Genomic DNA, 26,650 nt, shown 5'->3' with positions numbered 1-26,650 from the left:
CGGGATAGCGCGGGGCGGCTCCCGGGAGTCTTCGTCACGAAAGCGACGGGTTCCGCCCCCCGGCCCGACGGTCCCGTGCGGCCCTCCGACCCGGAAGGGACGCACGGGACGGGGCGCGGTGCGGCTTCTCGGCCGGTTCCGGGGCGCGGGAGTGCGCGGCCGGTGGCCGGCGTGCCGGGGGAGGTGCTCTGCGCCTGCCGGGGCCGGTGGGCTCGATCGCCGGGTCGTGTCCGGCGGTGAGGAGCGTGGCCACTTCGGCCCGGTTCCGGCCCGCCGGGGGGTGTCGCCGGGCGGCGGTGCGGCTTCTCGGCCGGTTCCGGGGCGCGGGAGTGCGCAGCCGGTGGCCGGCGTGCCGGGGAGGTGTTCTGCGCCTGCCGCTCGATCGCCGGGTCGAGCCCGGCGGTGAGGAGCGTGGCCACACTGCCCCGGTCCAGGCCCGCGGGCGGCGGTGTCGAGGGGGAAGCGCCCGTGTCCGCTGCCGGGCGGTCTGGACGCACGGGACCGGGCGCGGTGCCGCTTCTCGGCCGGTTCCGCGGCGTGGGGCACGCTGCCGGTGGTCGGCGCGTCGGGGGAGGTGTTCTGCGCCTGCCGGGGTCGGCGGGGAGGAGCGTGGCCACATCGCCCCGGTCCGGGCCCGTCGGGGGGTGTCGCCGGGCGACGGTTGGTGCCGCTGCTCGGCTGGTTTCGCGGCGCGGGAGCGCGTTGCCGGTCGTCGGCGCGCCGGGGAGGTGTTCTGCGCCTGCCGGGGCCGGCGGGGAGGAGCGTGGCCACATCGCCCCGGTCCAGGGCCGCCGGGCACGGTGCCGAGGGGGAGCGCTCGTGTTCGCTGCCGGGCCGTCTGGACGTGCGGGGCGGGCCCGCCCTGGCGGCCGCCCCTTGGCCGCCGGTCGGCGCGTGATGTCAGGTTTCGGTGCGGTACATCAGGTCCGTCTCGTGGGCCGTGAATCCCAGCCGCTCGTACACGGACACCGCCGCCTTGTTGTCGGCGTCGACGTAGAGCATCGCGGTCGGCAGGTGCTGCCCGGCCAGATGGCGCAGGCCGATGGTGGTGAGGGCCTTGCCGAGGCCGCCGCCCTGCTCGCCGGGGCGCACCCCGAGGACGTACACCTCGCCCAGCCCCTCCTCGGCGTGCTCCTTGGTCCAGTGGTAGCCGATCAGCTCGCCGCGCCGCTCGGCGAGGAAGAACCCGGCCGGGTCGAACCACGGCTCGGCCTTGCGGGCGTCGAGGTCGCGCTGGGTCAGCGAGCCCTGCTCGGGGTGGTGGGCGAACGCGGCGGCGTTGACCGCGAGCCAGGCCGCGTCGTCCTTGCCGGGCACGAAGGCGCGCACGCTCACGCCCTCGGGCAGCCGCGGCTCGGGCAGCTCCAGGTCGGTCAACGGCCGCCGCATCTGGCGCAGTTCACGGAACAGGGTCAGGCCGAGCACCTGGGCCAGATGGCGGGCGGCGGGATGTCCGCCGTGTGCCCACACCCGCAGCCGCTTGCCGGAGGCGGCGAGCAGTGCCGTGCCGAGCGCCCGTCCGTGCCCGTGCCCGCGCTGCGCGGGGTGCACGACCAGTTCGGCGGCCGGCGCCTCCACCGGGTCGGTGTCCTCCAGTTGCGCGTAGCCGGAGAGTTCGCCGTCGATGGTCAGCAGCAGATGCGCGACGCCCTGGCGGGCGCCTCCGCGCAGCTGCAGCCGGCCCTGCTCGGACACCGGCTGCCGGCCGTCGACCCGGGCGGCCTCGGCGAGCAGGGTGAGTACGGCCTCGGCCTGGTCGGGGGAGAGCGCGGAATAGGTCTCGATGGAGCGGGAGGGGAAGGCCCGTACGGTGTCGTCGCTGCTCATGCGTACGAGGGTACGGGGCGGGCGCGGCGAAGTCCCGGCACGCCGGGCGGCAGCCGAAAGGGCAGAGGGACGGCCCCCGATCGACCCGGCGGCCACCTACCGCCACGAACCCGCTCACCCCGCCCCAGGCCGACCGGATCACGATCATCCGGTAGGGCGGGCTCCGCTCAGTCGCCCGGCGTGTCCGGCGGCGGGGTCGGCGCTCCCGGCAGCCGTACCGTCACCACCGTGCCGCCGTCGGGCGCGCGGGCCAGGGTGACCTCGCCGCCCGCCTGCCGGACGGTGCGGGCCACGATGGACAGGCCGAGGCCCGAGCCGGGGAGGGCGCGTGCGCTGGGGGAGCGCCAGAACCGGTCGAAGACGTGCGGGAGTTCGTCCTCGGGGATACCGGGACCGTGGTCTCGCACCGTCAGCACGCCGCCGGTCAGCCGGACGTCGACCGTGCCGTTCTCGGGGCTGAACTTCACCGCGTTGTCGAGGATGTTGACGATCGCCCGCTCCAGCGCGGACGGCTCCGCCCGGACGAACCACGGCTCCAGGTCCGCCGTGATCGTCAGCTCGGGTCCGCGCAGCCGCGCCCGGCGCAGCGCCGCCTCGGCCGTGTCCTGCAACGACACCACCTGCACCCGCTCGCCCCGCTGCCCCTCCGAGCGGGACAGCTCCTGGAGGTCGCCGATCAGGGCGGCCAGTTCGGACATCTGCGCCTTCACCGAGGCGAGCAGGGCCTTGCGGTCGGCCGGGGGCAGCGGCCGGCCCGTCTCCTCGCTGCGGCTGAGCAGTTCGATGTTCGTGCGCAGCGAGGTGAGGGGGGTGCGCAGTTCGTGGCCGGCGTCCGCGATCAGCTGCTGCTGGAGGTCGCGGGAGCTGGCGAGGGCGGTGGTCATCGAGTTGAAGGACCGGGACAGGCGGGCCACCTCGTCCACGCTGTCGTCCTGGACCGGGATGCGGATGCCCAGGTCCTCGGTCCGGGCGACGTGCTCGACGGCCTCCGTGAGCTTGTCGACCGGGCGCAGGCCCGCCCGGGCCACCGCGAGCCCCGCGGCGCCGGCCCCGAGCACCCCGATGCCGGAGACGAGCAGGAGGATCAGGGCCAGGTCCTTGAGGGTGTCGTGCGTGGCCTTCAGCGGAATGGCGACCTGGAGGGCCGTCCCGGGGTAGGGCTGGGGCTGACCGCCCGGAACGATGAGGGTCAGCGGCTGGGTGAGCACGCGCACGGCGTTGCCCTTGGAGTCGACGCCGTCGCGCAGGACGGGGTCGATCAGCACCCCGCCGCTGCGGTCGGCCCTGGCGATGACGCCGGTGTCGGACGCTGTGGTCTCCACCCGGCCCGCGGAGTCGGCGGACACACAGGCGCTGCCGTCGCGCCGCACCAGCTGGAGGTAGTAGTAGGTGCCGTGGGCGCGCAGGCCGCTGCCGATGGACCCGTTGGGCTGCTGGGGGCAGCTGGCGAGCACGGAGTCGACGTTCACCCCGCGCTGGGGCTGGGCGGTCTTCTGCAGATCCTTGGCGACCTGCTCGTTCAGCTTCCGTTCCACGATGAACCAGCAGGTGACGGACACCGCCGCCACCGCGAACGCCACCGCCGCCGCCACCAGCATGGCGAGCCGGGCCCGGATGGGCAGCGCCTGGTAGCGGCGCACCAGCCTTCTCACTCCGCGCCGCCCTGCCGCAGTACGTACCCCACGCCCCGGACGGTGTGCACCAGGCGCGGCTCGCCGCCGGCCTCGGTCTTGCGGCGCAGGTACATGACGTAGACGTCGAGGGAGTTGGACGAGGGCTCGAAGTCGAAGCCCCAGACTGCCTTGAGGATCTGCTCGCGGGTGAGGACCTGGCGCGGGTGTGCCATGAACATCTCCAGGAGCGTGAACTCGGTGCGGGTCAGTTCCACCTGCCGTCCGCCGCGCGTGACCTCGCGGGTCGCGAGGTCCATGCGCAGATCGGCGAAGGTGAGGGCCTCGTCCTGCCGGGCCTCGGCCGACACGGCCACGGCGTAGGTGCTGCGGCGCAGCAGGGCGCGGATCCGGGCGAGGAGTTCGTCGAGTTCGAAGGGCTTGACGAGGTAGTCGTCGGCTCCCGCGTCCAGGCCGGTCACCCGGTCGCCGACCGTGTCGCGGGCGGTGAGCATGAGGATGGGGGTGGTGTCCCCCGCGCCCCGGATGCGCCGGGCCGCCGTCAGGCCGTCCATGCGCGGCATCTGGATGTCCAGGACGAGCAGGTCCGGGCGGTAGTCGGTGGCCTTCTCCAGGGCGTCCGCGCCGTCGACGGCGACTTCCGTGTCGTACCCCTCGAAGGCGAGGCTGCGCTGCAGGGCCTCGCGTACGGCCGGTTCGTCGTCGACGATCAGGATGCGCTGGGTCTCACGGTCGCCTTCGGCGGGGCTCATCGCTCGCGTTTCCTCGGGGTGCGGTGGGGCGGGTGGTCGGGTTCCCCGTCAGCCTCGCACGTTCCCGGGCCGCGAGGCGGTCAGGCCGGGCTCAGACCCCGGCCGTGGTCAGGCCGCGCAAGGTGTTCAGGCGCTTGAGGGGCACCCTGCGGCGGTGCGGACGGGCGGCGGAGGTGCGCAGACCCATCAGCTCGGGAACCGGGTAGGCGGCGATCTCGGGGGCGCGGGGGGCCGGGGTGGTGGCGGCCTCGGGGGCGCGGGGGGCCGGGACGTGCGGGTGCAGTTCGGCGGCGACGGAGACGGCGAGGGCGGTGTCGGCCGGACCGCGGCCGGTGACCTGGTGCGGGATCTTGGTGATCATGGCGTTCTCCCTGCTGACCGTTGGTGTGGGGGGTTACGGCTGGAGAGGCTGGAGTCGCTTGGGTCAACTGCCGGAGCCGGACCGCAGCTTGGCGAGGTCGGACTTGACGGTGTTGACGGGGATGGCGAAGCCGAGGCCGATGCTGCCCGCGTCCGAGGACGAGGACGCCTGCGAACTCGACGAGTACATGGCGGAGTTGATGCCGATGACATGACCGGCGGCGTCGATCAGCGCGCCACCGGAGTTGCCCGGGTTCAAGGACGCGTCGGTCTGGATCGCCTTGTAGGTCGTGGTGGACGAGCCGGTGTCGCCGTTGAACTGGCGGCCGCCGAACTGGAACGGCCACTGTCCGTCGCCGCCCTGGTTCTGGCCCTGACCCTCCTCGGTGGGCACGGTGACGTCCCGGTCGAGGGCGGAGACGATGCCGCTGGTGACGGTGCCGGTCAGGCCCTCGGGGGAGCCGATGGCGACCACCGAGTCGCCCACCTGCACGCTGTCCGAGTCGCCGAGGTCGGCCGGCTTCAGCCCCGAGGCGCCCCGGACCTTGATCAGCGCCAGGTCCTTTGAGCTGTCGGTGCCGACGACGTCGGCGGTGTGGCTCTTGCCGTCGCTGGTGCGCACCTTGACGGAGGTGGCGCCGGCAACGACGTGGTTGTTGGTGACGATCTCCCCGCCGGACGTGACGACCACGCCGGAGCCGGTGGAGGAACCGTTGCTCAAGGTCGCGTTGACCTCGACGACGCTCGGGCTGACCGCGGAGGCGATCGCGGCGACGTCACCCTTCTTGCCGGTGGGCACCGCGTTGGTGGTGCTGCCGGTGGAGGCGATGGTGCCCTTGCCGGCCAGCTCCTGGAAGGCGTACGCCGTGCCGCCGCCGACCGCCGCCGCGACGATCGCGACCGCCGCGAGCAGGGCGACCGGGCCCCGGGTCCGCTTCGGCTCCGGCCCGGGGGCCGCGGCGCCCTCCGGCAGGGGCTCGTACGGCGGCGGAGGCGGCCACTCGGGGTTCACGGGAGCGGAAGTGCCGTACCGCGGGGCGTAGGCGCCCTGCTGTGTGTACGTGCCCTGGGGGACGTCACCCTGGGGGGTCCCGAACTCGTACTCGCCGCTGCGGCGGATGCTCTCGGTCATGAGAGAAGAGTCCCCCGCGACCATGAGAGCTTCCTGAGTGCCGTCTGAGAAGCCCGGCAGAACCTCGTTTGCCCCATATAAAGACGGCGGGGCCGCGGGGGACGGCCCCGGCCGGGCGCGGTCAGCCGGTGCAGCCGCAGGACGTGCGGACCACCAGCCGGGACGGGAACGTCTTCAGCCGCTCGCGCCGGGATCCGGCGACCCGCAGCCCGTCGTCCAGGACGAGGTCGACGGCCGCGCGGGCCATGGCCGAGCGGTCCGAGGCGACCGTGGTCAGCGGCGGATCGGCGAGCGGGGCCTCCTTGATGTCGTCGAAGCCCGCCACGGCCAGCTTCCCGGGTACGTCGATGCGCAGCTCGCGCGCAGCCCGGAGCAGGCCGATCGCCTGGTCGTCGGTGGAGCAGAAGACCGCCGGCGGCCGGTCCGGGCCGGACAGGATGTCCAGGGCCACGCGATAGGCGTCGTAGCGGTTGTACTGCGCCTCGAACAGTCGCCCCTCGGTGGACAGGCCCGCCTCGGCCATGGCCCGCTTCCAGCCCTCGACGTGGTCGGAGACCGGGTCGCCGACGGCCGGGGTGTCGGCCGTGCCGCCCAGACAGGCCACGTACTCGTAGCCGTGCTCCAGCAGGTGGCGGACGGCGAGCTGGGCGCCGCCGAGGTCGTCCGTCACCACGGCCACGTCGTCGATGGCCTCGGGGCGCTCGTGCAGCAGCACCACCCGGGCGTCCCAGGCGTCTATCTCCGCGGCGGCGAGGTCGTTGAGGGCGTGGCTGACCAGGATCAGTCCGGAGACCCGCATGCCCAGGAAGGCACGCAGATAGTGGACCTCGCGTTCGGCGATGTAGTCGGTGTTCCCGACGAGGACCATCTTTCCGCGCTCGGACGCGGCCTGCTCGACCGCGTGCGCCATCTCGCCGAAGAAGGGCTGGCGGGCGTCCGGGATGATCAGGCCTATCAGGTCCGTGCGCCGCGAGGCCATCGCCTGGGCGACCCGGTCGGGCCGGTACCCCAGTTCCTTGATCGCGGCGAGAACACGCTCGCGCGTTGCCGGGGCGACCGGCCGGGGTCCGTTGTTGATGACATAACTGACGACGGCGGTGGAGGTCCCCGCCAGCCGTGCCACATCATCCCGAGTCACCTTGGCCACGCGCGGAGTCTACGCGGATTGACCCACTCCGGGCAGGGCGTATCGAGGGTCGGATACGCGGAGGCGATGCCCCGCCCGAGCACTCTTCACGCCCTGCCGGGAAGGCATCAGGCGTCCGCGTGGAACTCGACGCCGTCCAGCACGCCGGAAGCGTCCGCATCCTCCGTCTTTGCCCGGTCCGCCTTGGCCTTGGCCTCGTCGCCGCCACGGTCCCCCTTCTCGGGGGTAACGAATCGATAACCGACGTTGCGGACGGTGCCGATCAGCGACTCGTGCTCGGGGCCGAGCTTGGCGCGCAGCCGCCGTACGTGCACGTCCACGGTGCGGGTGCCGCCGAAGTAGTCGTAGCCCCACACCTCCTGGAGCAGCTGGGCCCGGGTGAAGACCCGGCCGGGGTGCTGGGCGAGGTACTTCAGCAGCTCGAACTCCTTGAAGGTGAGGTCGAGGACCCGGCCCTTGAGCTTCGCGGAGTAGGTCGCCTCGTCCACCGAGAGATCGCCGTTGCGGATCTCCATGGGGGAGTCGTCGTTGACGATCTGCTGCCGGCCCATGGCGAGCCGCAGCCGCGCCTCCACCTCGGCGGGACCGGCGGTGTCGAGGAGGACGTCGTCGATGCCCCAGTCGGCGGTGACGGCGGCCAGGCCGCCCTCGGTGACGACGAGGAGCAGCGGACAGCCGGGGCCGGTGGAGCGCAGCAGCTGGCACAGGCTGCGCACCTGCGGCAGGTCGCGGCGGCCGTCGATCAGGATGACGTCGGCGCCGGGGGTGTCGACGAGGGCGGGTCCCTCCGCCGGGGCCACCCGCACGTTGTGCAGCAGCAGGCCGAGGGCGGGGAGCACCTCCGTCGACGGCTGGAGGGCGTTGGTCAGGAGCAGCAGAGAACTCATACGTCTGGTTCCTCCTCGGTCCCTGCGAGGACGTGTGCGGTACGGCACTGGCTCTGCGATCCCGAAGGCTCCGTACACCCGCGGTCACCCTGGGGTTCGCCGCTTCGTATACAACGCGTCCGAAAGCACAAAAGGACCCGGGGGCTACGCTGCCCGAGTCCTCTGCCCAGCAGAATAGCCCACATGAGCAACCGTCCGGCAGGTCATGCGGCACGTTCCACCGTTCGTCCGAATTCCGAGACAAGCAGAGTGGCCCCTATCCGGACGTTTCTGCACAGCGCCGACGGAATTCCGATCGATTCCGTATACGACCCGGGTGCCGTCGTATACGAAAGCCTTCCGGACACCTCCCGGCCCGCCTGCGGTGATCCGGTGTTCGTGGTCGCCCACGGCTTCACCGGGGACGTGGACCGCCTGCATGTGCGAAGGGTGGCGGGCGTGCTGCGCGGTCACGGCGCCGTCGTCACCTTCTCCTTCCGTGGCCACGGCCGCTCCGGCGGCCGTTCCACCGTGGGCGACAAGGAGGTGCTGGACCTCGCCGCGGCCGTGGAGTGGGCCCGCGGTCTCGGGCACGCGCGCGTGGTGACCGTCGGCTTCTCGATGGGCGGCTCGGTGGTGCTGCGGCACGCGGCCCTCCACCCCGGCACGGTGGACGCGGTGGTCTCGGTGAGCTCCCCCGCCCGCTGGTACTACCGCGGCACCGCGCCCATGCGCCGCCTGCACTGGCTGATCACCCGTCCCGAGGGCCGCCTGGTCGGCCGTTACGGACTGCGCACGCGCATCCACCACCGCGACTGGGACCCGGTGCCGCTCTCCCCGACGGAGGCGGCCGCGAGGATCGCCCCGACCCCGTTGCTGATCGTGCACGGCGACCGCGACGGCTACTTTCCCCTTGACCACCCCCGGATGCTCGCCGAAGCGGCCGGTGACCACGGCGAACTGTGGGTGGAGCCGGGCATGGGCCACGCCGAGAACGCGGCGGACGACGACCTGCTGGCCCGGATCGGGGACTGGGCGGCGGCCGCGGCGGGCTAGCCTGACACCATCTGTCGTTGAGTCTTCCCGCCGCCGATTGAGGAATCAGATGCCCAAGGTCACGGTGCGCTACTGGGCCGCCGCGAAGGCCGCCGCAGGGGTCGCCGAGGAGCCGCACGTCGCGGACACGCTCGCCGAGGCGCTGGCCGCCGTGCGCGCGGGACACCCCGGTGAACTCACACGCGTGCTCCAGCGATGCTCCTTCCTCGTCGACGGTGACCCCGTCGGGACGCGCGCGCATGAGACGGTACGGCTGGCCGACGGCGGCACGGTCGAGGTACTCCCGCCGTTCGCAGGAGGGTGAGGCGATGAGCGACCAGCCGTATCAGGGCGGCCCGTACGAGGGCTACGACCCGTACCAACAGCACAACCAGCACAACCAGCACCAGCAGCAGCCGGAGCAGGGGGAGCAGGGGGAGCAGCAGGCGTGGCCCGGCTACGACGACCCCTACGGCGGCGGCCCCGGCTACGACCCCCAGTCCACCCAGCAGTGGCAGGGGCAGACCTGGGAGACGCAGACGCACGCGCCGGTGCAGGCGGCTCAGACGGCGTACCAGCCGCCCGTGCCGCAGGAGCAGCAGGCGTACGGGCAGCAGCAGGCGTACCAGCAGCAGCCGTACCAGGCGCACCAGCAGCCCGAGCAGCAGTTCGCGCAGTCGTACGCGCAGCCCCCGACGGCGCAGCCCCAGCCGGAACCGGCTCCCGCGGCCGTGGCCGCACCGGAGGCCGGGCCGGACTACGGCCCCGCGACGCTCGCCGGGAACTCCCGGATCACCGACGCCCAGCGGGCCCGCATGGAGGGCCGTTCGCCGGTCATCGAGCCCGGCATGCAGCCGGCGGCGCTCACCGCGCTGACGGGCCTGCTGCTGGCCGTGGCGGCCCCCGTCGGCTCCTACGCCCTGCTCGTCCCCCTGGTGGCGCTCCAGGCGGTGACGGCGGCGGGCTGGTTCCGGCTCAACGGCATGTGGCCGGCCCGGCAGGGCATCGCGCTCGCCTTCGCGGGCGGACTCGCGGCCGACGTGGCGGTCCTGGTCGCGGGCCGCGAGCACGCCCCGGCGGCGATCCTCGGCCCGCTCGGCGTCTGGGTCCTGCTCTCCCTGGTCCTCCAGCTGCGCTCGCACGCCTCGCCGGACGAGCGGATGTACGGCCTGATGGCGACGGTCGTCTCCGCGTCCCTCACGGTCCTGGCGACCGGCTACCTGGCTGCCGATCCGCACGCGGTCTCGGTGGGCGCGGCGGCGGTGGCGGTGGCCGTCCTGGCCCGGGCCCTGCCCCTGCCGGCCCCGGCGTCGGTGGTGGTCGCGCTGCTGGCCGCCGCGGGTGCGGGCATCGCGGTGGGAGGGATGACGGGCTTCGGCACGAAGGGTGCCGTCCTGGGTGCCGGGGCGGCGGTCTGCGCCCTGATCGGCCACCGGGTGGCGTCCTACGACTACCCGTCCCGCTTCGTCCACTTCACGGCGGGCGTCGCCCTGCCGCTGTCGGCGGCGGCACCGGTGGTGTGGGTGCTGGGGCGGGCCCTGGGCTGACGGGAGGCGCCCACCGGCAGTGTGCCGACGCCTCCCGGCCGTTCAGCCGAGGGGCCTCTCGCCCCTGATCCCGTCCACGAAGGCCGACCAGGCGGCGGCCTCGAAGAGGAGCGCTCCGCGGGTGGGGGCCTTGCTGTCCCGGACGGGAACGAGGGGGACACCGTCGGCGACCTCGACACACTCGCCGCCGTCCGAGTTGCTGTAGCTGCTCTTGCGCCAAGTCGCGTGGGTCAGGTCGATGGCTCGCACGTCACTTCCTCCAACATCCGCAGGACGAACTTCCGCGATTCGGCCGGGGACAGGGCCGTGTCGCGCACCGCATCATAAGTGCGCTGGAAACGCTCAACCCTGCTTGCATCCTCGATCAGTTCACCGCGTAGTCGTTCTCGGCATGTGCCACGGTGCGGCTGTCCAGCAGTCGGAGGAACATCATGGCGGTGCTCGCCAGGCCGTGGAAGGCGGTGCTGAGCGGCAGCACTTGCAGGGTGATGTTCGGGCGTTCCGACATGTCCAGCAGGTGCTCCAACTGCTCCCTCCACTCCCCCCGGTTGGGTAACGGTGTGCGCAGGACCGCCTCGGAGAGGATGCTGCGGAACGTCGGTGCGTCGGCTCCTTCCAGCAGTTCCCGGCGACCGATGCGCGCTTCCACCTGCTGTTCCAGCTCTTTCCCCTTGAGCCCGCCCGCCGCGAGCGCCTCACGGGCGTAGGCATCGGTCTGGAGAAGTCCCGGCGGCCTGCTCACCCCGTAATGCCAGAGGCTCACCGCCTCCGACTCCAGCAACATGTACCGCCGGTACTGCTCCTTGAACTGGGTCGGGTCCGCCACCGCCAGTTCCCACAGCGTCACCAGCAGCCCCGGTGTGCCGTGGAACTGGTCCAGCGCCTGGACGACCTCCGGGCCGCCCAGCGTCCGGCCGCTCTCCATCTTGCTGAGCAGCGACGCGTCCCAGCCCACCTCCTTCGCCAGCTCCCGCAGGCTCAGGCCCCGTTCGCTCCTGAGGCGGCGTAACTCCTCGGTGAAGCGGCCCCGCGGCTCCTGGCTGCGCCCTGTGATCACCAGTCGTTGTGGCATCGCGCTCCCGTCGCGTTTCCTGTTGCATTTGTTGAATTTGGCGGCCCCTGCGTTGAATTTGGGCCTCTCACCAGCGCGAACGCCCCCTCCATGCGGCATGCTCGTAAGCGTCCCGAACACGCAGCGTAGTGCCGGCATCGCGCTGCGTTCAGGCGTTCATGGAAAGGAGCCGGGCGTGATGACCACGAAGCCGGAGCGACACGAGCCCGGACAGCTGCTCTACGACCCCGTCACCGGCAGGGTCGGCGAGTACCGCGACCGAGTCGGGCCCCGCGCGATGCTCCGCCCCGTAGGGGGAGGGCTGGAGTGGGAGGCGGATCCCGACACACTGCGCCCGGCCACCGACCGGGAGCGGCTCGGCGCGAGCGTGCGGGCCGCCAACCACCGCGCCGCGTCGGTGCCCTCGCTGCCCCCGCCGCTGGACGACGCCAGCCGGCCACCGCGGCCCGTGCCCGGATGCGGCGACTGTGCGCGGCTGGCGGAACAACGGCAGGCCGCGCGGGCGGAGCACGACCGCAGTGCCGAGAGTGACGCGAACGTGCTGCTGCGGCAGCACCAGGGAAAGGAGCACCGCGCGTGACCGATATGCACCGCAGGCCGCCGAGCGCGGCGTCGCGCGGCCGGACCGTGCCCTGTCCGCCGGCCTACGCCCTGCCGCCGTTCCATCCCGGTGTGCGCGCCGCCACGCCCGGTACGGCGCCCGCGCCCGCGTCCCCGGCGTTGAGCCGCCCGGCTCGGCGTTCCCGGCGCCGCGAGGTCGTCGACGCCGCCGTGAGCGGCGTGCTCCTGGCGCTCTGCGTCGCCGCGCTGCTCGTCGCCATGACGCTGGCGGTCGTCCGGACGCGTGGCTGAAGCTGCGCCGCACGCGCATGCCGGAGGGCCGCACCCCCACTGGCGTCCAACCCAGGGGATGCGGCCCTCCGACGGAACCGGGTCGCCTCAGACCGCGATGGCGACCTCGGCCAGACCGCCCTGCTGGGCGACGACCGTGCGGTCGGCCGTGCCGCCGGGGACGAGGGCACGGACGGTCCAGGTGCCCTCGGCCGCGTAGAAGCGGAACTGGCCCGTGGCGGAGGTGGGCACCTCCGCGGTGAACTCGCCGGTCGAGTCCAGCAGGCGGACGTAACCCGTCACCGGCTCGCCGTCACGCGTCACCTGGCCCTGGATCGTGGTCTCGCCGGGCTTGATCGTCGAGGCGTCCGGGCCGCCGGCCTTCGCTCCACACATGCTGATTCTCCGTAAGGGGTCTGACCGGAAGGCCGGTCGGGACGGATTACTTGTTGGCGCCGAGCTCGATCGGCACGCCGACCAGGGAGCCGTACTCGGTCCAGGAGCCGTCGTAGTTCTTGACGTTCTGGACGCCGAGCAGCTCGTGCAGCACGAACCAGGTCAGGGCCGAGCGCTCACCGATGCGGCAGTAGGCGATCGTGTCCTTGGCGAGGTCCACGCTCTCGGCGGCGTACAGCTCCTTGAGCTCGTCGTCCGACTTGAACGTGCCGTCGTCGTTGGCGTTCTTCGACCACGGGATGTTCCGGGCGGAGGGCACGTGACCCGGACGCTGCGACTGCTCCTGCGGCAGGTGCGCCGGGGCGAGCAGCTTGCCGGAGAACTCGTCGGGCGAGCGGACGTCGACCAGGTTCTGGGCGCCGATGGCGGCCACGACCTCGTCGCGGAAGGCGCGGATCGAGGTGTCCTGCGGCTTTGCCTTGTAGTCGGTCGCGGCGCGCTCGGGCACGTCGCCGCCGTCGACCAGCTCGCGGGCGTCCAGCTCCCACTTCTTGCGGCCGCCGTCGAGGAGCTTGACGTTCTCGTGGCCGTACAGCTTGAAGTACCAGTACGCGTAGGACGCGAACCAGTTGTTGTTGCCGCCGTAGAGGATCACCAGGGTGTCGTTGGCGATGCCCTTCTTCGACAGGAGCTTCTCGAAGCCCTCCTGGTCGACGAAGTCACGACGGACCGGGTCCTGAAGATCCTTGGTCCAGTCGATGCGGATCGCGTTCTTGATGTGGTTCTTCTCGTAGGCGGACGTGTCCTCGTCCACCTCGACGATGGCGACGTTCGGGTCGTCCAGGTGTTCCTGGACCCAGTCGGCGTCGACGAGGACGTCGCTGCGGCTCATGCTCTTTCTCCTCCGGGGCAGTTACGGCGGGCGTGCGAGTGCAGAGGGTGCGCGCTCGGGAACGAGCAGCACACGGATGCCCTACCAGCAGGGCGGCTGGGGAATGCGGAAGTGCGCGGACTTCCGCTCAGAAGGGGCGACAGAGCATGGCGGAAACGCGGCACAGGTCAACTGCCCGCCGCTTCGTGAGGTCCGCCTGTCGCTTCATGCCGTCGATCGTAGGGACGTCCGGGCGCGCGTGTCACCGGCATGTCATATGGCGAGACGCGATCGTCCACTTATTGAGATGAGCGAGGGGTGCGGTGGGCGTCGCGGGTCCCACGGACGCGCGCGCTGGGCGGCGCGGCCGTGGTGCGGGCGCGGATCGTCTCGCCAGTCGGACATCCGCGTCCAGCACCGGCTGCCTACCCCGCCAGCTTGACGTCCGAACCCTTCACGCTGATCTCCACGCCGTTCGCGGCGGCCCGCACCTCGTCCAGCTTGATACCTCCGGGCAGCCGGTCGATGGCCTGCTGGAAGTCGGTGATCGCGCGGACGCGGTTCTCGGCGAGCGTGACCCCGCCGATCACCGGCAGGCCGTCCGCGTGCACCTGGACCCGGTCGTCGCGCACCGTCACCGTGCTGAGCACCGACACCGTCCGGTCGACGGGTATGGCCCCGACGACCGAGCCCTTCACCCGGATCGCGACCTTGATCTTGCCGTTGCCACCGTCGGAGAGGCCGACGACCTGGGCCTGGACGCCGAGGCCGACGTCGCTCGGCTCCGACTTGGCGGCCTTGAGCAGCTCGCCGTAGGAGACCGTCGCGGTGCCGGTCGCGGTGGCCGCGGTGGCGGAGCTGTAGTCGCCGGAGAAGTCGACGCCCTTCATGTCGGCCTTCAGGTCGTCGATGCGCAGGGTCCGGCCGGGCTCGCCGGTGGCCGCGTCGTAGTCCTTGATGCCGACCCGCACGTCGTCCAGCGAGCCGCCCGCGACCTGGGTGAGGAACGGGAAGCCCTTGATGTCCACGTCCGGCGTGGACGCCAGGTGCTCCGTCGTCTTGAGCTTGTCCGCGGCCTCGCCCTCGGCGAAGTGCACGGCGACCCGGTCCGCGATCACGAAGAGGCCGCCCAGGATCACGACGAGGATCAGGAGTATTCGCAGCGCGCGCATGTGAGGTTCCCCGGGTCGGTGACGGCGTTCGGAACGCGGTAGGGCTACGTCACGGTAACCCCGTGGGCCGGGGCCGGGCGTGGATTGTCGATCGGTTGTGACAGTGGTCGCCGGTCCTACCCTGGAGTCATGTACGCGCGGCGTCGGCACCTCTACTTCGCCCTGATGGGAACGTGCATCGGGCTCTTCGTCCTGGCGTGGGCGGTGGTGCGCCTGTGGTCCGTGCCGGCGGCCGTGGGCATGTGCGTCCTCGCCATGGTCATCCCGCCCGTCGCCGCGATGGTCGCCAACCGGCGGGGCCCGGACGACCGCTGGTGGGACGACCCTTCCGGTGACCCCAAGTCCGACGAGTGGTGGGAGGAACTGGACGGCAAGAAGCCTCCGCCCCGCTGAACCGGGCTTTAGTAGACGAGCGCCTGCGCCCCGTCCGCCAGGGCCTCCTGGACGAACACCTGCGCGCCCGCGATCCGTACGCCCTCGACGACGTCTTTCTCCGTGATGTCCCGGCGCGCGGCGCACTGGGTGCACAGCGTGACCCGGCCGGCCGCCAGCACCGAGTCGATCAGGTCCGGCAGCGGGGCCGCGTGCGGCAGTTCGAACTCGGCGGCCCGGCCCGGCAGCGCGAACCAGGACGACTCCCCGGTCAGCCACAGCGAGACATCGACCCCGCTGGCCACGGCCACCGCCGCCACCGTGAAGGCCTGCGAGCAGCGCTCGGGGGCGTCGGCCCCGGCGGTCACCTTGATCACGAGCTTCTTCGCCATGGCGAAATCGTAATCCGCCGCGCCCGCGGCTCCCTCGAGACATCCGGCCCACCGAGCCCGCCGCCCACCTCGCCGAGAGGGCCGGGGTACGGCCGCGTAAGCTGGGCCCCGGCTCTGTCGTATTCCGCTCAAGGAGCACCCGTGGAGATCTTCTTCGAAACCCTGTTGGTCCTGGTCTGCGTCGGCGTGCTCGCCTTCGCCGGTCTGACCGTGAAGAAGCTGTACCAGGGCCAGCGCTGATCCACACCTAGGAAAGCTTCCGCCATGATCGAGATCCCGTCCGACCTGCACAAGGACCTCGTCCCGCTCGCCTTCCTGCTCGGCAACTGGGCCGGCGCGGGCGTGCACGACTTCCCCGGCTCGCAGAAGTGCAACTTCGGGCAGGAGGTCAGCTTCACCCACGACGGCCGGGATTTCCTGGAGTACCACTCCCACACCTGGGTGCTGGACAACGACGGCAACAAGGTCCGCCCCCTGGAGTCGGAGTCCGGCTTCTGGCGGATCGACGCCGACCGCAAGGTCGAGGTCACGATGACCCGCGACGACGGCACGGTGGAGATCTGGTACGGCGAGATGGCCGACAAGAAGCCGCAGATCGACCTGGTCACGGACGCCGTGGCGCGGACCGCCGCCGCCCAGCCCTACAGCGGCGGCAAGCGGCTGTACGGCTACGTCAAGAGCGACCTGATGTGGGTCGGCGAGAAGCAGACCCCCGAGGTCGAGCTGCGCCCCTACATGTCGGCCCACCTGAAGAAGGTCGTCACCCCGGAGGACGTCGAGCGCTGGGCCAAGGCCCTGCCGGACGACATGCCGGACGACGGGATCGCCTTCTTCAAGTAGGCCCCGCCACCCGATGGCCCCGCGCACCGCGCCGGGGCCATCATCCGTTTTCCGGCCCCGAAACAGTCGTGAGGGGGGTTAACAGAACCCTCCGCAGTGCACTGCGCTTGTGAAGCTCGGCATCCGTCGCTACCGTTGGGCTCAACGACGAGGTCATCTGGCGCAGTTGGCCCCGTAGTGAAGTCGTTGCATGAGAAACAGAAACCCCCGGCGGCCCAAAGGGCGACCGGGGGTCTGAAATCCGTGCCCCGGGTGGCGTGCTGTGCAGAGGCGAGCCCAGGGCGTTCGCCCATCACCGTATCACGGTGAATCTGTTCCCGTGTGGAAGCCGTCCCGGGCTCCGACATGCCCGGATCGAGGGGGATGACGATGCCCGACAAGCTGCCGGAGTGGATGCCGCGTGCGTTCTCGAAGCTGCGCCTGGCCCGCTACGTCCAGGCCGCGCGGGGCAACGCCGTGGTGGCGGGGCGTCTCTACTGGTGGAACGTCGAGGCCTCGGCCGCGCTCTACGGTTCTCTGCACTGCCTGGAACTCGCGCTGCGCAACGCGCTCCACGAGCAGCTCTCGCTCGCCTACCACCGGGACGACTGGTGGGCCGTGGCTCCGCTCAACGCGAACGGGCAGCGTCTCGTGGCCAAGGCCCGCACCAAGTGCGAGCGGCGGGGGCTCGATCCCGCGCCGTCCGACAGCGTCGTCGCCGAGTTGTCCTTCGGTTTCTGGGCTTCGCTGGTCAGCGGCGGATCCGGCTACGACCGGTTGTTCTGGGTGCCCACCGTGCACAGGGCGTTCCCGCACTACTCGGGTCGCCGCGACGCCCTGTACGACGGCCTGTGGTCGCTGGTGCTGCTACGGAACCGGATCATGCATCACGAGCCGATCCACCATCGCGATCTCGCCGCCGACCATGCCAAGATCTACCGCGTGATCGGGTACCTCGACCCCGAGCTGGCGAAGGAGGCCCAGGCCATGGATCGTTTCCCGGCTGTTCTCGCCGCCAAGCAGGACACGCTGCGCGGCTCCAGGTCTTGCCGATTCTGATGGCCGGAGGAGCGGTGAGCGACCTCGAGGGGGTCCTGGTGACCAGGGCCGACGTCGCGCGGCTGGCCGGGGTGAAGCGTCCCGCGGTGACGAACTGGGAGCGTCGGCACGCGGACTTTCCCCAGCCTCTCGTGGAACCGGCCCGGGAGCCGCCGGACGTCGAGGTCTTCTCGGCGGCGGAAGTACTGGCATGGCTCGATCGGCGTGCGATTCCGGCGAACGCCAGACGATCGGGGGAACCGGAGGGCACCACCTACGGTGACCGGTTCCGTGCCGCACTCGGAGGACCGCGGACCGGAGCGCTGATCGAGGCCGTGAACCGGCTCAGCGGCCCAGAGGCGGAACGATTCCGTGGAGAACTGTCCCAGGCCGACCACCTCACCCTCCTGCTCACCCTTCTCTACGTCCGGGGGTGCCTGCCCGACGACTGGGAGGCGATCCTGGCCGTGGTGCGGCGGTGGCCCTCTCCCGCCTTCGGTGACTCGCCGGTGCGGAGACTGGCGGCCGCGGTCCGGCGAGGGCTGGGTCCCGAGCACGAGCGTGTTCTGCCCGCACTCTCCCGGGACCTCGACGAGCACCGTCTGGTCGAGACGATTCTGCTGCTGGACGACTCGGGGCCGGTGGACCGGGCCGAGCACGCTCGCGCCTTCGAGCGGCTCATGGCTCGCTACAGCGATCTCATGGGCAAAAGAGCGGGCGACCTCTTCACACCCCGAACCGCCGTCGACCTTCTCGCCAAGCTCGTCGCCGACCGTAGCCAGGACGTCAGGAGTGTGCACGACCCCTTCGTCAGGGCTGGTGAACTGCTGGCCGCCGCCCGGGAGGCGGTGGCGGAGGGGCAGGATCGTTCGCCCGACCTGAGCGGCGCGGGTGTGGGCGAGTACCCGCTGGCGCTGGCGAGCATGAACCTGGCCCTGCACGGCGCACGCGCGGACAGCCTCTTCGGGGGACGGACGGCTCCCTCGGCCGGGCCCGATCCTTGGCCGCACGGGTTCGACCGCATTCTGACGAACCCCCCCTTCAACATGAAACGGGGCAGTGCCGTCGACCGCGCGCACTGGCGCTACGGCGAACCGCCCTCGCACAACGCGAACTTCGACTGGCTCCAGTACGTCGTGACCCATCTGCGCCCGGGCGGCCGGGCAGGCGTCCTCATGCCCGACATCGCCGCGTTCTCCGCCAACCCGTCGGAAGGCAGGATCAGGGCCGCGATGGTGGAGGACGGCGCGATCGAGGCGTTGATCGCGTTGCCCCCTCAGCTCTTCACGACGACGGGCATCCGGGTGATGGTCTGGCTGCTGCGACACCCGACGGGGACATGCGACGAGATCCTTTTCGTCGACGCCAGCCGTCTCGGCTCCCTCGTCTCCCGTGGCCGGCGCGAACTGACTCCGCCCGAGAGCCGGCGCCTCCTCGAGGAATACCGGTCTTGGACCACTGCACGGGCCGAGGGCGGCACGTTCATGGCGACCGACGGCCTGAGCCGGGCCGTTTCCATCGAGAAGATCAGGGAGAAGGACTACGTCCTCAGCCCAGCCTTCTACGTGCCGAGCGGAACGCCGAGTGGTGCACACTCCGCGGAGCCCGCGGATCTCGCCGCTCTCACCAGGCAGCTGAGCGAACTGCACGCGCGGGCTCGGGACGCCGACGCCGCGGCTGCTGCGATGTTGGGAAGGTACGGCCTGTGAGCGAGGAGGGTATGGACGATTCCCCTCGGGAATGGCCGCGTGTCGCTCTCGGCGAGATCTGCGACATCCAGGCGGGCGGCCCGACCGTGCGCAGGGATGAGCAGACGCGCGCCGGAATCCCGGTGGTGCGGCCCGGCGATCTGCGGCATCGAAGGATCTCGGCCCACAGCGTGGTGTACCTCGACCCCGAGAAGGCGGGGGAGCTGCGCAAGTTCCGGATCGCCCCCGGCGACATCCTGGTCACCCGTACGGGCACGGTGGGACGGGTGGCGCTGGTCACGGAGGAGGAGAGCGGGTGGCTGTACAACACCCATCTGCTCCGCGTGCGCGCGCACGATCCGGCGCAGGCCCCGTACCTGCTCGCCTTCCTCTCCGGCCGCCGGGCCGCCGACTGGTTGGAGCGCCGGGCGGCCGGTACCACGGGCATGCGGTCGATCACCCTGCGTACCCTGCACGACCTGCCGGTTTCCCTGCCGCCGCTCGACCGGCAACGGGAGATCGGAGGGGCGCTCGAGGCGATCGACGACAAGATCAGAGCGCACGAGGAAATCGTCCGGGTTACCGCGGACCTGCGCGAGAGCCTTGCGGAACTGCTGCTGACGGACCGGTTGCCGGTGCCGCCCGCCGCCGCGGAGGCCGGCGGGACCGGCAGGACGTGAGAGACCGTATCTCCGTGGGGCGGGGCGTTGGTCCTAGACTCTTCGGTGTGGTGAACACCGACTGGAAGAGCGACCTCAGGCAGCGTGGCTACCGGCTGACGCCGCAGCGGCAGCTTGTCCTGGAAGCCGTGGACACCCTTGAGCACGCGACACCCGACGACATCCTCGTGGAGGTGCGCAAGACCGCGTCGGGCGTCAACATCTCCACCGTCTACCGGACGCTGGAGCTGCTGGAGGAGCTGGGCCTGGTCAGCCACGCCCACCTCGGGCACGGGGCGCCCACCTACCACCTCGCCGACCGCCACCACCATCTGCACCTGGTGTGCCGGGACTGCGACAACGTGATCGAGGCGGACGTCGAGGTGGCGGCCGGTTTCCGGGCCGAGCTGCGCGAGCGGTTCGGGTTCGACACCGACATGAAGCACTTCGCGATCTTCGGGCGGTGCGCGGACTGCTCGCTAAAGGCGTCAACTGCCACGTCGTAGGCTTGCGGTATGAAGAGCCCTCTGCTGTCCCTGCCCGGCGCCGTCTCCGCCGAAGGAGTGGACGAAGGCGTCGCCGCGCACTACGGCGACCTGTTCCGCGAGCAGCGCGCACTCGCCGCCGGCACCGGATTCGTCGACCTCTCCCACCGCGGCGTGGTCACCGTCACCGGGGACGACCGTCTGGCCTGGCTGCACCTGCTGCTCACCCAGCACGTCAGCGAACTGCCCGCGGGCCGGGCGACCGAGGCGCTGATCCTCTCCGCGCACGGCCACATCGAACACGTGCTGTACCTGGTGGACGACGGCACCACGGTCTGGGCGCATGTCGAGCCCGGCACCCAGGACGCGCTGATCGCCTACCTGGAGTCGATGAAGTTCTTCTACCGGGTGGAGGTCGCCGACCGCACCGCCGACTTCGCGCTGGTCCACCTCCCGGCGGGCTCGATCACCGAGGTCCCCGAGGGCGTCGTCGTGCGCGAGACGGCGTACGGCCGCGACCTGTTCCTGCCCCGGGCCGATCTGGAGTCCTTCGCGGCGCAGCACGGACCCGCCGCCGGTCTGCTCGCCTACGAGGCGCTGCGGGTCGAGCACCACCGCCCCCGGCTCGGCTTCGAGACCGACCACCGCACGATCCCGCACGAGCTGGGCTGGATCGGCACGGCGGTGCACCTGCAAAAGGGCTGCTACCGCGGCCAGGAGACGGTCGCCCGCGTGCAGAACCTGGGCAAGCCGCCGCGCCGGCTGGTCTTCCTGCACCTCGACGGCAGCGACGTCCATCTGCCGGTGCCCGGCACGGACATCCGCCTCGCGGACGAGGGCGCCGAGGGCCGCAAGGTCGGCTTCGTGACGACCTCCGCCCGCCACCACGAGCTGGGGCCGGTCGCCCTCGCCCTGGTCAAGCGCAACGTCCCGGCCGACGCGCCGCTGCTGGCCGGCGAGACGGCCGCGGCGCAGGAGGTCGTGGTCGAGCCGTAACGGCCCCACCGGGGCGCGCGGTGCCGGCGCGCCCCGGCCCCACCCTCAGACCTCCAGCAGCACCGTGAACGGGCCGTCGTTGGTCAGGGACACCCGCATCCCGGCCCCGAAGCGGCCCGTCGCCACCGTCGCGCCCAGCGCCCGCAACCGGGCCACCACCTCGTCGACCAGCGGCTCGGCCACCTCGCCCGGTGCCGCCGCGTTCCAGGTGGGCCGGCGGCCCTTGCGGGCGTCGCCGTACAGCGTGAACTGGCTGATCACGAGGAGCGGGGCGTCGATGTCGCTGCACGACTTCTCGTCCTGGAGCATCCGGACCGACCACAGTTTGCGGGCCAGTCGCTCCGCCTTCTCCGGGGTGTCCTCATGGGTCACCCCGACGAGGACGCACAGTCCCTCGCCCTCGATCGCGCCCACCGTCTCGCCGTCCACGACGACACTCGCGCCGTCCACCCTCTGCACCACCGCACGCATGCGGACCATCATGCCCGGTGCGCCGCACACGGCCACACGGGGTCCAATATGGCTCTCTTCACGGCCATCTGGGGCCGTTCGGGGGCACTCGGTCACATAGCGGTCGGTTGGGGTGGCACGATGCTTGCACACGCCGGTCGAGGGGACGGTCACAAGCAATGAGCACACCGAGTACCAGCGGGCGGCAGGGGACACACGGGACGTACCGGCCGCCCGCGCAGCGCTCCGACGCCACCGCGGACACGGCGCTTCCGGCGGAGCCGCCCGAGCACGATCCGGCCCTGCTGAGCCTGCCCGAACTGCGCGCCCTGCGCCGCGACGCCCAGCGTGACGAGGCGGACCTCAGCTATGTGCGGCGGCTGCTCCAGGGCCGCATCGACATCCTGCGCGCGGAGTTGGGCCGGCGCGGCCGGGCCGCCGTACCGGCACCGGCGGACGGCTCGATGGTCGACCGGCTCCCGGAGATCCTCCAGGACGCCCCCGCCCGGCAACGCTCCTCGGCCCGGCACGTCACCCTCGGCACCCCGCACAACGAGGAGTACCGGCAGCTGGCCGCCGAGATGCTCGCCGAGGTCGAACTGTCCGACCTCCAGGCCCGCACGGACCTCGAACTGACCACCGCCATGGGCCGCCTGGTCCGTTACGAGCAGGAGGTCTCCCGGCACCGTCAGCGGCTCCAGCGCACCACCGACGACTGCAGCGGGGAGATCGCCCGCCGCTACCGGGTGGGCGAGGCGCAGGTCGACGACCTGCTGATCTGAGGGCGGAAATCGGCAGGACACCCGGCCGGGGGGCTGCCTACCGTGGCCCCATGAACGATGTGCGCACCGTCCCCGAGGCCGATTTCGACGACTGGCAGCGTGCCCTGGCCACCGGGTTTCTGCAGCCTCCGGCCCTGGCGCGGGAGCAACTGGACGCCCGCCGCGGGGAGTTCGTGCCGGGCCGGCTGCTCGGCGCCGTCGACGACGACCGGTGGGTGGCCACCTTCCGCTCCTTCGCGCAGGAACTGACCGCCGTGGGCGGCGCTCCGGTCCCCGCCGACGCCATCACCAACGTCACCGTCAGCCCGACCCACCGCCGCCGCGGTCTGCTGGGCCGCATGATGGCCGCGGACCTGGCGGCGGCCAAGGACCGCGGGGACGTCGTCGCCACCCTGATAGCCGCCGAGTACCCCATCTACGGCCGCTACGGCTTCGGCCCGGCCACCTGGTCCACCCAGTGGACCGTCGAGGTCCCGCGCGCCGGTCTCGACCCGCGCTGGTCCGGCCCCGGCGACGGGGGCCGGATCGACCTGGTGGACGGGGCGCGGGTCCGGGAGCTCGGCCCCGGGCTGTACGAGCGGTTCCGCCGCGCCCAGCCAGGCGCGGTCAGCCGGGACGAGCTGTGGTGGCAGACGTTCACCGGATCCGTCCCCTTCCACGCCGACTTCACCGAGCCGTTCCACGCCGTGTACCGGTCGGCCTCCGGCGAGGTCGAGGGCCTGGTGACCTACCGGTCCGACGACACCTGGAGCGGCAAGCAGCCCGACCAGACCGCCTCCGTGCACAAGCTCGTCGCCACCACCCCGGCCGCCGAGCGCGCCCTGTGGCACTACCTGTGCTCGATCGACTGGATCACGAAGGTCAAGAGCGGCTTCCGCGGCCCCGACGACCTGCTCCCGCTGCTGCTGCCCGACCCGCGCGCGGCCCGGGTCACCGGGCACGCGGATTGGCTGTGGGTGCGGATCCTGGACGTCGTACGGGCCCTTGAGGCGCGGACGTACGAGGCGTCGGGGGCGCTGGTGCTCGAGGTGGTGGACGACACCGGTCCGGCCGGGGGACGGTTCCGGCTCCAGGCCTCGCCCGAGGGGGCGTCGTGCGTGCCGACGAGCACCGTGGGCGCCGACCTCACGCTGGACGTGGCGGAGCTGGCCTCGATCTGGCTCGGCGGCGAATCGCCGCTGCGGCTCGCCGCCCTCGGCCGTGTCCAGGAGGAACGAGAGGGCGCCGCCCGGAAGGCCGACGCCCTGTTCCGCTCGCCCGGGCGCCCGTGGTGCCCGGACATCTTCTGACGGCCTCCCCTCCGCGTACGTCGCCGGTGGTGCATCCGTAGCGAGCTGTTCGGTTGTGGCTGTGCGATGACCGTGTTCAGTTGTGGCTGTGCCGGATGTTCAGTTGTGGCTGTGCGGTTGGTGCGCTGTGGCTGTGTGCTCCGGGGGCCGCCCCCTGCCCGGGCTCCCGGCTCCCCTCCGGAAGGGAGCCCGTTCGGCCAACCACCGGGAAGCTTCGACCATGTTGTGCGAGTTGGTAGCCAACTCCTCTGTACTTATCTCCGCAAGGAACCGACTCATAACCGGTCGTCGGCGAACTGCCGTAAGTTGGCGGGAAGTTGTAGTGTTCATCCGTGGACCCGGAGCACGTCCTGGCCAGTGGACGGACGAGGTCACAGCGGCCCCGCCCGTCCCATCGGGAGATCGCCGACGAGCTGCGCCGCCGGATCAGGTCCGGCGAGCTGCGGCCGGGTCGGCGGCTGCCCACCCAGGCCGCGCTCGCCGACGAGTTCGGCGTCGAACGCGGTGCGGTTCGCCAGGCCTTGCGCATCCTGCGGTCGGAGCATCTGCTCACCGCTGTTTCCCAGGGCAGTCCGGCGATCGTGGCCGCACTCCCGGGGGCGGTGCCCCTCGCGGCCGGTCCCGCTGCGCCGCCGCAGCCGACCATGGTGGGCCTGGCGCCGCGTATCGCGGCCGCCTTCGCCACCCCGCACGTGCGGATCGACGCGCTCTGCCTCACCTCCGTCTCGCTCACGCTGGCCATCGGTGAGCCGCTGCGGGAGATCCACGCCGGCCAGGTGAAACCGGCCAAGATCGACTTCCGGGTCCTGCTGCCGAGCCAGGACATCGAACTGGCGTTCCCGGTGGCGGTGGACGCGGCCGACGGTGGCCTGCTGCACCGCCGCTGGCTGGCCCAGCGCAACGCCCAGGGCCAGGTGCTGCGGCAGAACCTGCTGGCCCTGCGCGCCACGCACGGCATCGACGTCCAGGTCCTCTTCCGCGCCCTGCCGTTCACCCCGCCGGTCAAGCTGTACCTGCTCAACGGGGCCGAGGCGCTGTTCGCGTACTACACGCTGGGGCGACGCGAGCGGCAGATCGGGCACGAGCACATGGAGCTGTACGACGCCGACGGCACCCGGTCGATGCTGTTCGCCTTCGAGCAGCGGGCCGGGCGGCGGGACGCGGCGTTCGTGGATCAGTCGCGCCTGTGGTTCGACGCGCTGTGGGAGACGATCAGCTCGGAGCTGGTGCTGGCGTCGTAGGCGTCCGGGGGCGGACGCGCGCCGAACCGGAGCGAAAGCTCCGCCAACCCGCAGAAGTTGGCAGACGGTTGCCGCTCGATGTCCTCACTTGGTCGCCATGCATAAACAACTTTCCGACAACTGCCCATGGATGGACCAGAGTTGTAGCGTTTGGTCGTGACCCAGGAGAACGTGGCAGTCGACGGCGGCAGAAGGATCACCTCCCACGAGATCGCCGACGCCCTGCGCGAGCGCATCCGCACGGGAGCCCTGCGGGCGGGCGAGCGGCTGCCCACCCAGGCCGAGCTGGCCGGGGAGTTCGGCGTGGAGCGCGGTGCCGTACGCCAGGCCCTGCGGGCACTTCAGCAGGACGGGCTGCTCAGTCACGTCAGCAAGGGCAGCCCGCCGAGGGTCGCCGGGCCGGCGCCCGCCCGTGCCGAACCGCAGCCGACCATGGTGGCCCTCGCCCCCCGGCTGACGGAGGCCTTCGCGGCCCCGCACGTGCGCGTCGACGCGGTCTGTCTGACCGCGCAGAGCCTGATACCCGCCCTCGGTGAGCCGCTGCGCCTGATCCACGAGGGGCGCGTGCGGCCCGAGCGGATCGACGCCCGCGTGCTGCTGCCGTCCCGCGACATCGACCTCGCCTTCCCGGTCTCGGTCGACGCCGGGAGCGACGACGACGCCGTCCACCAGCGCTGGCTGGCGATGCGCAACGCCCAGGGCCAGGTCCTCCAGTACAACCTCCAGGCACTGCGCGGCACCCACGACATCGACGTCCACGTCACCTTCCGGGCCCTGCCGTTCACCCCGCCGGCGAAGCTGTACCTGCTCAACGGCGAGGAGGCGCTGTACGCGTACTACATGATCACGCGACGCGAGGAGCCCACCGAGAGCGGGACGCTGGAGATGTACGACACCCTCGGCTCGGAGTCCCTGCTCTTCTCCTTCGCGCGGCGGGCCGGTCGGCGGGACGCGGCGTTCGTGGAGGAGTCGCAGAAGTGGTTCGACGCCCTCTGGGAAACCATCACCACGGACCTGACACTCTCCTAGTGACTTCTGATGCGACTTCTGATGCGAAGCTTGCCGCGAAAGAGATCGAGAAGCTACGGAAACTGACCACACCCGCTCAGGTGGTGCTGTGGGACTTCGACGGGCCGATCTGCCGCCTCTTCGCCGGACACAAGGCGGAACGGGTGGCCGCCGATCTGGTGGAGTGGCTGGAGCTGCGCGGCCTGCGCGGGCTGCTCACCGAGAGCGAACGCGAGACGCTCGACCCCCAGGTCGTCCTGCGCGCCGTCGGGCGCCGCCATCCGGGCAGCGACCTCGTCACCGAACTGGAGGAACGGCTCACCCGGGAGGAGCTGCGGGCCGCCGCCTCCGCGCTGCCCACCGCCTACGCCGATCCGCTGATCCGCACCTGGACCGCCGTCGGCGCCAGGCTCGCCGTCACCACCGACAACTCGCCCCGGGTGGCCCGCTCCTACCTGGAGACCCGGGGCCTGGCCGAATGCTTCAGCCCCCATCTGTACGGCCGCACCCGGCAACTGGACCACCTCAAACCGCACCCGCACTGCCTGCACCGCGCGCTGAAGGCGATGGGCACCGCCCCGGCCGCCGCCCTGATGATCGGCGACTCGGTCTCGGACCTGGCCGCGGCACGCGAGGCGGCCGTCCCGTTCCTGGGGTACGCGCGCGACGAGGGCAAGGAGAAACAGCTGCGGACAGCGGGCGCCGAGCACGTCATACGGTCGCTGGAGCCGCTGCTGCGGATGCTCCGAAGCGGACGTCCCGTGCGCTAGCATGCGCGCATCCGAGCCACCG

The 26,650-nt window shown here is 71.7% G+C and carries 31 protein-coding genes and 1 pseudogene; 17 read left to right on the top strand and 15 right to left on the bottom strand.

The window, feature by feature from the left end:
- Positions 1–900: 900 nt before the first annotated feature.
- The 7 genes from mshD to ACIBA9_RS32165 form a co-directional block, all read right to left on the bottom strand.
- Positions 901–1,827: a mycothiol synthase gene (gene mshD, locus ACIBA9_RS32195; RefSeq protein WP_399368579.1), complete on the bottom strand. Its 927-nt coding sequence runs from the start codon at positions 1,825–1,827 to the stop codon at positions 901–903.
- A 167-nt stretch (positions 1,828–1,994) separates the two neighbouring features.
- Entirely contained in the window at positions 1,995–3,425 is a 1,431-nt protein-coding gene (locus tag ACIBA9_RS32190) for a sensor histidine kinase (RefSeq protein ID WP_399368632.1), read from the bottom strand.
- 50 nt (positions 3,426–3,475) lie between these two features.
- Positions 3,476–4,210, bottom strand: a complete 735-nt coding sequence (locus tag ACIBA9_RS32185; protein ID WP_362163257.1) for a response regulator transcription factor — start codon at positions 4,208–4,210, stop codon at positions 3,476–3,478.
- A 91-nt stretch (positions 4,211–4,301) separates the two neighbouring features.
- Positions 4,302–4,571 (bottom strand): hypothetical protein, encoded by a 270-nt coding sequence (locus tag ACIBA9_RS32180; RefSeq protein ID WP_399368576.1) that lies wholly within the window; start codon positions 4,569–4,571, stop codon positions 4,302–4,304.
- Positions 4,572–4,634: 63 nt separating this feature from the next.
- Positions 4,635–5,702 carry a S1C family serine protease gene (locus tag ACIBA9_RS32175; RefSeq protein ID WP_399368574.1) on the bottom strand — a complete coding sequence of 356 codons (1,068 nt, stop codon included), beginning with the start codon at positions 5,700–5,702 and terminating at the stop codon, positions 4,635–4,637.
- Between the two features lie 121 nt (positions 5,703–5,823).
- A complete protein-coding gene (locus ACIBA9_RS32170; RefSeq protein WP_362163252.1) occupies positions 5,824–6,849 on the bottom strand; it encodes a LacI family DNA-binding transcriptional regulator in 1,026 nt (341 codons plus the stop codon).
- 107 nt (positions 6,850–6,956) lie between these two features.
- A complete protein-coding gene (locus ACIBA9_RS32165; RefSeq protein ID WP_362163251.1) occupies positions 6,957–7,736 on the bottom strand; it encodes a response regulator transcription factor in 780 nt (259 codons plus the stop codon).
- Between the two features lie 183 nt (positions 7,737–7,919).
- Here ACIBA9_RS32165 and ACIBA9_RS32160 point away from each other — a divergent pair, with 183 nt between their 5' ends.
- Genes ACIBA9_RS32160 through ACIBA9_RS32150 form a run of 3 tightly spaced genes read left to right on the top strand, consistent with a single transcriptional unit; the run spans position 7,920 to position 10,297 of the window.
- Positions 7,920–8,771: an alpha/beta hydrolase family protein gene (locus ACIBA9_RS32160; protein WP_399368571.1), complete on the top strand. Its 852-nt coding sequence runs from the start codon at positions 7,920–7,922 to the stop codon at positions 8,769–8,771.
- A gap of 49 nt (positions 8,772–8,820) precedes the next feature.
- A complete protein-coding gene (locus tag ACIBA9_RS32155; RefSeq protein WP_362163247.1) occupies positions 8,821–9,075 on the top strand; it encodes a MoaD/ThiS family protein in 255 nt (84 codons plus the stop codon).
- A 4-nt stretch (positions 9,076–9,079) separates the two neighbouring features.
- Positions 9,080–10,297 (top strand): hypothetical protein, encoded by a 1,218-nt coding sequence (locus tag ACIBA9_RS32150; protein ID WP_399368569.1) that lies wholly within the window; start codon positions 9,080–9,082, stop codon positions 10,295–10,297.
- Between the two features lie 42 nt (positions 10,298–10,339).
- Here the strand turns inward: ACIBA9_RS32150 and ACIBA9_RS32145 are convergent, their stop codons facing one another.
- A complete protein-coding gene (locus ACIBA9_RS32145) occupies positions 10,340–10,546 on the bottom strand; it encodes a DUF397 domain-containing protein (protein WP_362163243.1) in 207 nt (68 codons plus the stop codon).
- Positions 10,528–11,468 (bottom strand): annotated as a pseudogene (locus tag ACIBA9_RS32140) (helix-turn-helix transcriptional regulator). Before ACIBA9_RS32140 ends, ACIBA9_RS32145 begins: the two are co-directional and overlap by 19 nt.
- Positions 11,469–11,547: 79 nt before the next feature.
- Here ACIBA9_RS32140 and ACIBA9_RS32135 point away from each other — a divergent pair.
- A complete protein-coding gene (locus ACIBA9_RS32135) occupies positions 11,548–11,949 on the top strand; it encodes a hypothetical protein (protein ID WP_399368567.1) in 402 nt (133 codons plus the stop codon).
- 5 nt (positions 11,950–11,954) lie between these two features.
- Positions 11,955–12,221 (top strand): hypothetical protein, encoded by a 267-nt coding sequence (locus tag ACIBA9_RS32130; RefSeq protein ID WP_399368630.1) that lies wholly within the window; start codon positions 11,955–11,957, stop codon positions 12,219–12,221.
- 87 nt (positions 12,222–12,308) lie between these two features.
- Here ACIBA9_RS32130 and ACIBA9_RS32125 read toward each other — a convergent pair whose 3' ends face one another.
- The 4 genes from ACIBA9_RS32125 to ACIBA9_RS32110 form a co-directional block, all read right to left on the bottom strand.
- Positions 12,309–12,596, bottom strand: coding sequence for a DUF1416 domain-containing protein (locus ACIBA9_RS32125; protein ID WP_004986406.1), 288 nt, complete (start codon positions 12,594–12,596; stop codon positions 12,309–12,311).
- A gap of 46 nt (positions 12,597–12,642) precedes the next feature.
- Positions 12,643–13,488 carry a sulfurtransferase gene (locus ACIBA9_RS32120; protein WP_362163240.1) on the bottom strand — a complete coding sequence of 282 codons (846 nt, stop codon included), beginning with the start codon at positions 13,486–13,488 and terminating at the stop codon, positions 12,643–12,645.
- A 127-nt stretch (positions 13,489–13,615) separates the two neighbouring features.
- Positions 13,616–13,696: a putative leader peptide gene (locus ACIBA9_RS32115; protein ID WP_362163317.1), complete on the bottom strand. Its 81-nt coding sequence runs from the start codon at positions 13,694–13,696 to the stop codon at positions 13,616–13,618.
- 196 nt (positions 13,697–13,892) lie between these two features.
- Entirely contained in the window at positions 13,893–14,639 is a 747-nt protein-coding gene (locus ACIBA9_RS32110) for a DUF2993 domain-containing protein (protein WP_399368565.1), read from the bottom strand.
- 129 nt (positions 14,640–14,768) lie between these two features.
- Between ACIBA9_RS32110 and ACIBA9_RS32105 the strand changes: the two genes are divergently transcribed.
- Positions 14,769–15,032: a DUF3099 domain-containing protein gene (locus tag ACIBA9_RS32105; RefSeq protein ID WP_399368563.1), complete on the top strand. Its 264-nt coding sequence runs from the start codon at positions 14,769–14,771 to the stop codon at positions 15,030–15,032.
- Between the two features lie 8 nt (positions 15,033–15,040).
- Here the strand turns inward: ACIBA9_RS32105 and ACIBA9_RS32100 are convergent, their stop codons facing one another.
- On the bottom strand, positions 15,041–15,403 hold the full coding sequence (locus ACIBA9_RS32100; protein ID WP_362163235.1) for a DsrE family protein: 363 nt from the start codon (positions 15,401–15,403) through the stop codon (positions 15,041–15,043).
- Positions 15,404–15,667: 264 nt separating this feature from the next.
- Here ACIBA9_RS32100 and ACIBA9_RS32095 point away from each other — a divergent pair, with 264 nt between their 5' ends.
- From ACIBA9_RS32095 to ACIBA9_RS32070, 6 genes are all read left to right on the top strand, one after another.
- Positions 15,668–16,243 (top strand): FABP family protein, encoded by a 576-nt coding sequence (locus ACIBA9_RS32095; RefSeq protein ID WP_362163233.1) that lies wholly within the window; start codon positions 15,668–15,670, stop codon positions 16,241–16,243.
- Positions 16,244–16,612: 369 nt separating this feature from the next.
- Positions 16,613–17,281 (top strand): hypothetical protein, encoded by a 669-nt coding sequence (locus ACIBA9_RS32090; protein WP_399368560.1) that lies wholly within the window; start codon positions 16,613–16,615, stop codon positions 17,279–17,281.
- Between the two features lie 14 nt (positions 17,282–17,295).
- A complete protein-coding gene (locus ACIBA9_RS32085; protein ID WP_399368558.1) occupies positions 17,296–18,969 on the top strand; it encodes an N-6 DNA methylase in 1,674 nt (557 codons plus the stop codon).
- An 11-nt stretch (positions 18,970–18,980) separates the two neighbouring features.
- Entirely contained in the window at positions 18,981–19,628 is a 648-nt protein-coding gene (locus ACIBA9_RS32080; protein ID WP_399368556.1) for a restriction endonuclease subunit S, read from the top strand.
- Positions 19,629–19,675: 47 nt separating this feature from the next.
- Complete coding sequence (locus ACIBA9_RS32075) at positions 19,676–20,113, top strand: transcriptional repressor (protein WP_362163231.1); 438 nt, start codon at positions 19,676–19,678, stop codon at positions 20,111–20,113.
- A gap of 9 nt (positions 20,114–20,122) precedes the next feature.
- Positions 20,123–21,088, top strand: coding sequence for a YgfZ/GcvT domain-containing protein (locus ACIBA9_RS32070; RefSeq protein WP_399368554.1), 966 nt, complete (start codon positions 20,123–20,125; stop codon positions 21,086–21,088).
- Between the two features lie 45 nt (positions 21,089–21,133).
- On the opposite strand, the gene dtd is transcribed toward ACIBA9_RS32070, so the two are convergent.
- Positions 21,134–21,559 (bottom strand): D-aminoacyl-tRNA deacylase, encoded by a 426-nt coding sequence (gene dtd / locus ACIBA9_RS32065; RefSeq protein ID WP_399368553.1) that lies wholly within the window; start codon positions 21,557–21,559, stop codon positions 21,134–21,136.
- A 158-nt stretch (positions 21,560–21,717) separates the two neighbouring features.
- On the opposite strand from dtd, the gene ACIBA9_RS32060 reads away from it, so the two are divergent.
- From ACIBA9_RS32060 to ACIBA9_RS32040, 5 genes are all read left to right on the top strand, one after another.
- Complete coding sequence (locus ACIBA9_RS32060) at positions 21,718–22,320, top strand: aerial mycelium formation protein (protein WP_399368551.1); 603 nt, start codon at positions 21,718–21,720, stop codon at positions 22,318–22,320.
- 50 nt (positions 22,321–22,370) lie between these two features.
- Entirely contained in the window at positions 22,371–23,609 is a 1,239-nt protein-coding gene (locus tag ACIBA9_RS32055) for a GNAT family N-acetyltransferase (RefSeq protein ID WP_399368549.1), read from the top strand.
- 332 nt (positions 23,610–23,941) lie between these two features.
- Positions 23,942–24,850, top strand: coding sequence for a winged helix-turn-helix domain-containing protein (locus tag ACIBA9_RS32050; protein ID WP_399368547.1), 909 nt, complete (start codon positions 23,942–23,944; stop codon positions 24,848–24,850).
- Between the two features lie 150 nt (positions 24,851–25,000).
- On the top strand, positions 25,001–25,879 hold the full coding sequence (locus ACIBA9_RS32045; RefSeq protein WP_399368545.1) for a winged helix-turn-helix domain-containing protein: 879 nt from the start codon (positions 25,001–25,003) through the stop codon (positions 25,877–25,879).
- The gene (locus ACIBA9_RS32040) at positions 25,879–26,628 is read left to right on the top strand and encodes an HAD family hydrolase (protein WP_399368543.1); all 750 of its coding nucleotides are present in this window, start codon (positions 25,879–25,881) and stop codon (positions 26,626–26,628) included. The genes ACIBA9_RS32045 and ACIBA9_RS32040 overlap by 1 nt, the downstream gene beginning before the upstream one ends.
- Positions 26,629–26,650: the final 22 nt, after the last annotated feature.

Origin of the sequence: Streptomyces sp. NPDC051452 (genome assembly GCF_044454765.1) — a bacterium.
Taxonomy (GTDB): domain Bacteria; phylum Actinomycetota; class Actinomycetes; order Streptomycetales; family Streptomycetaceae; genus Streptomyces.
The sequence above is the reverse complement of the archived record's forward strand: the minus strand, read 5'-3'. Positions and strand labels throughout refer to the sequence as shown.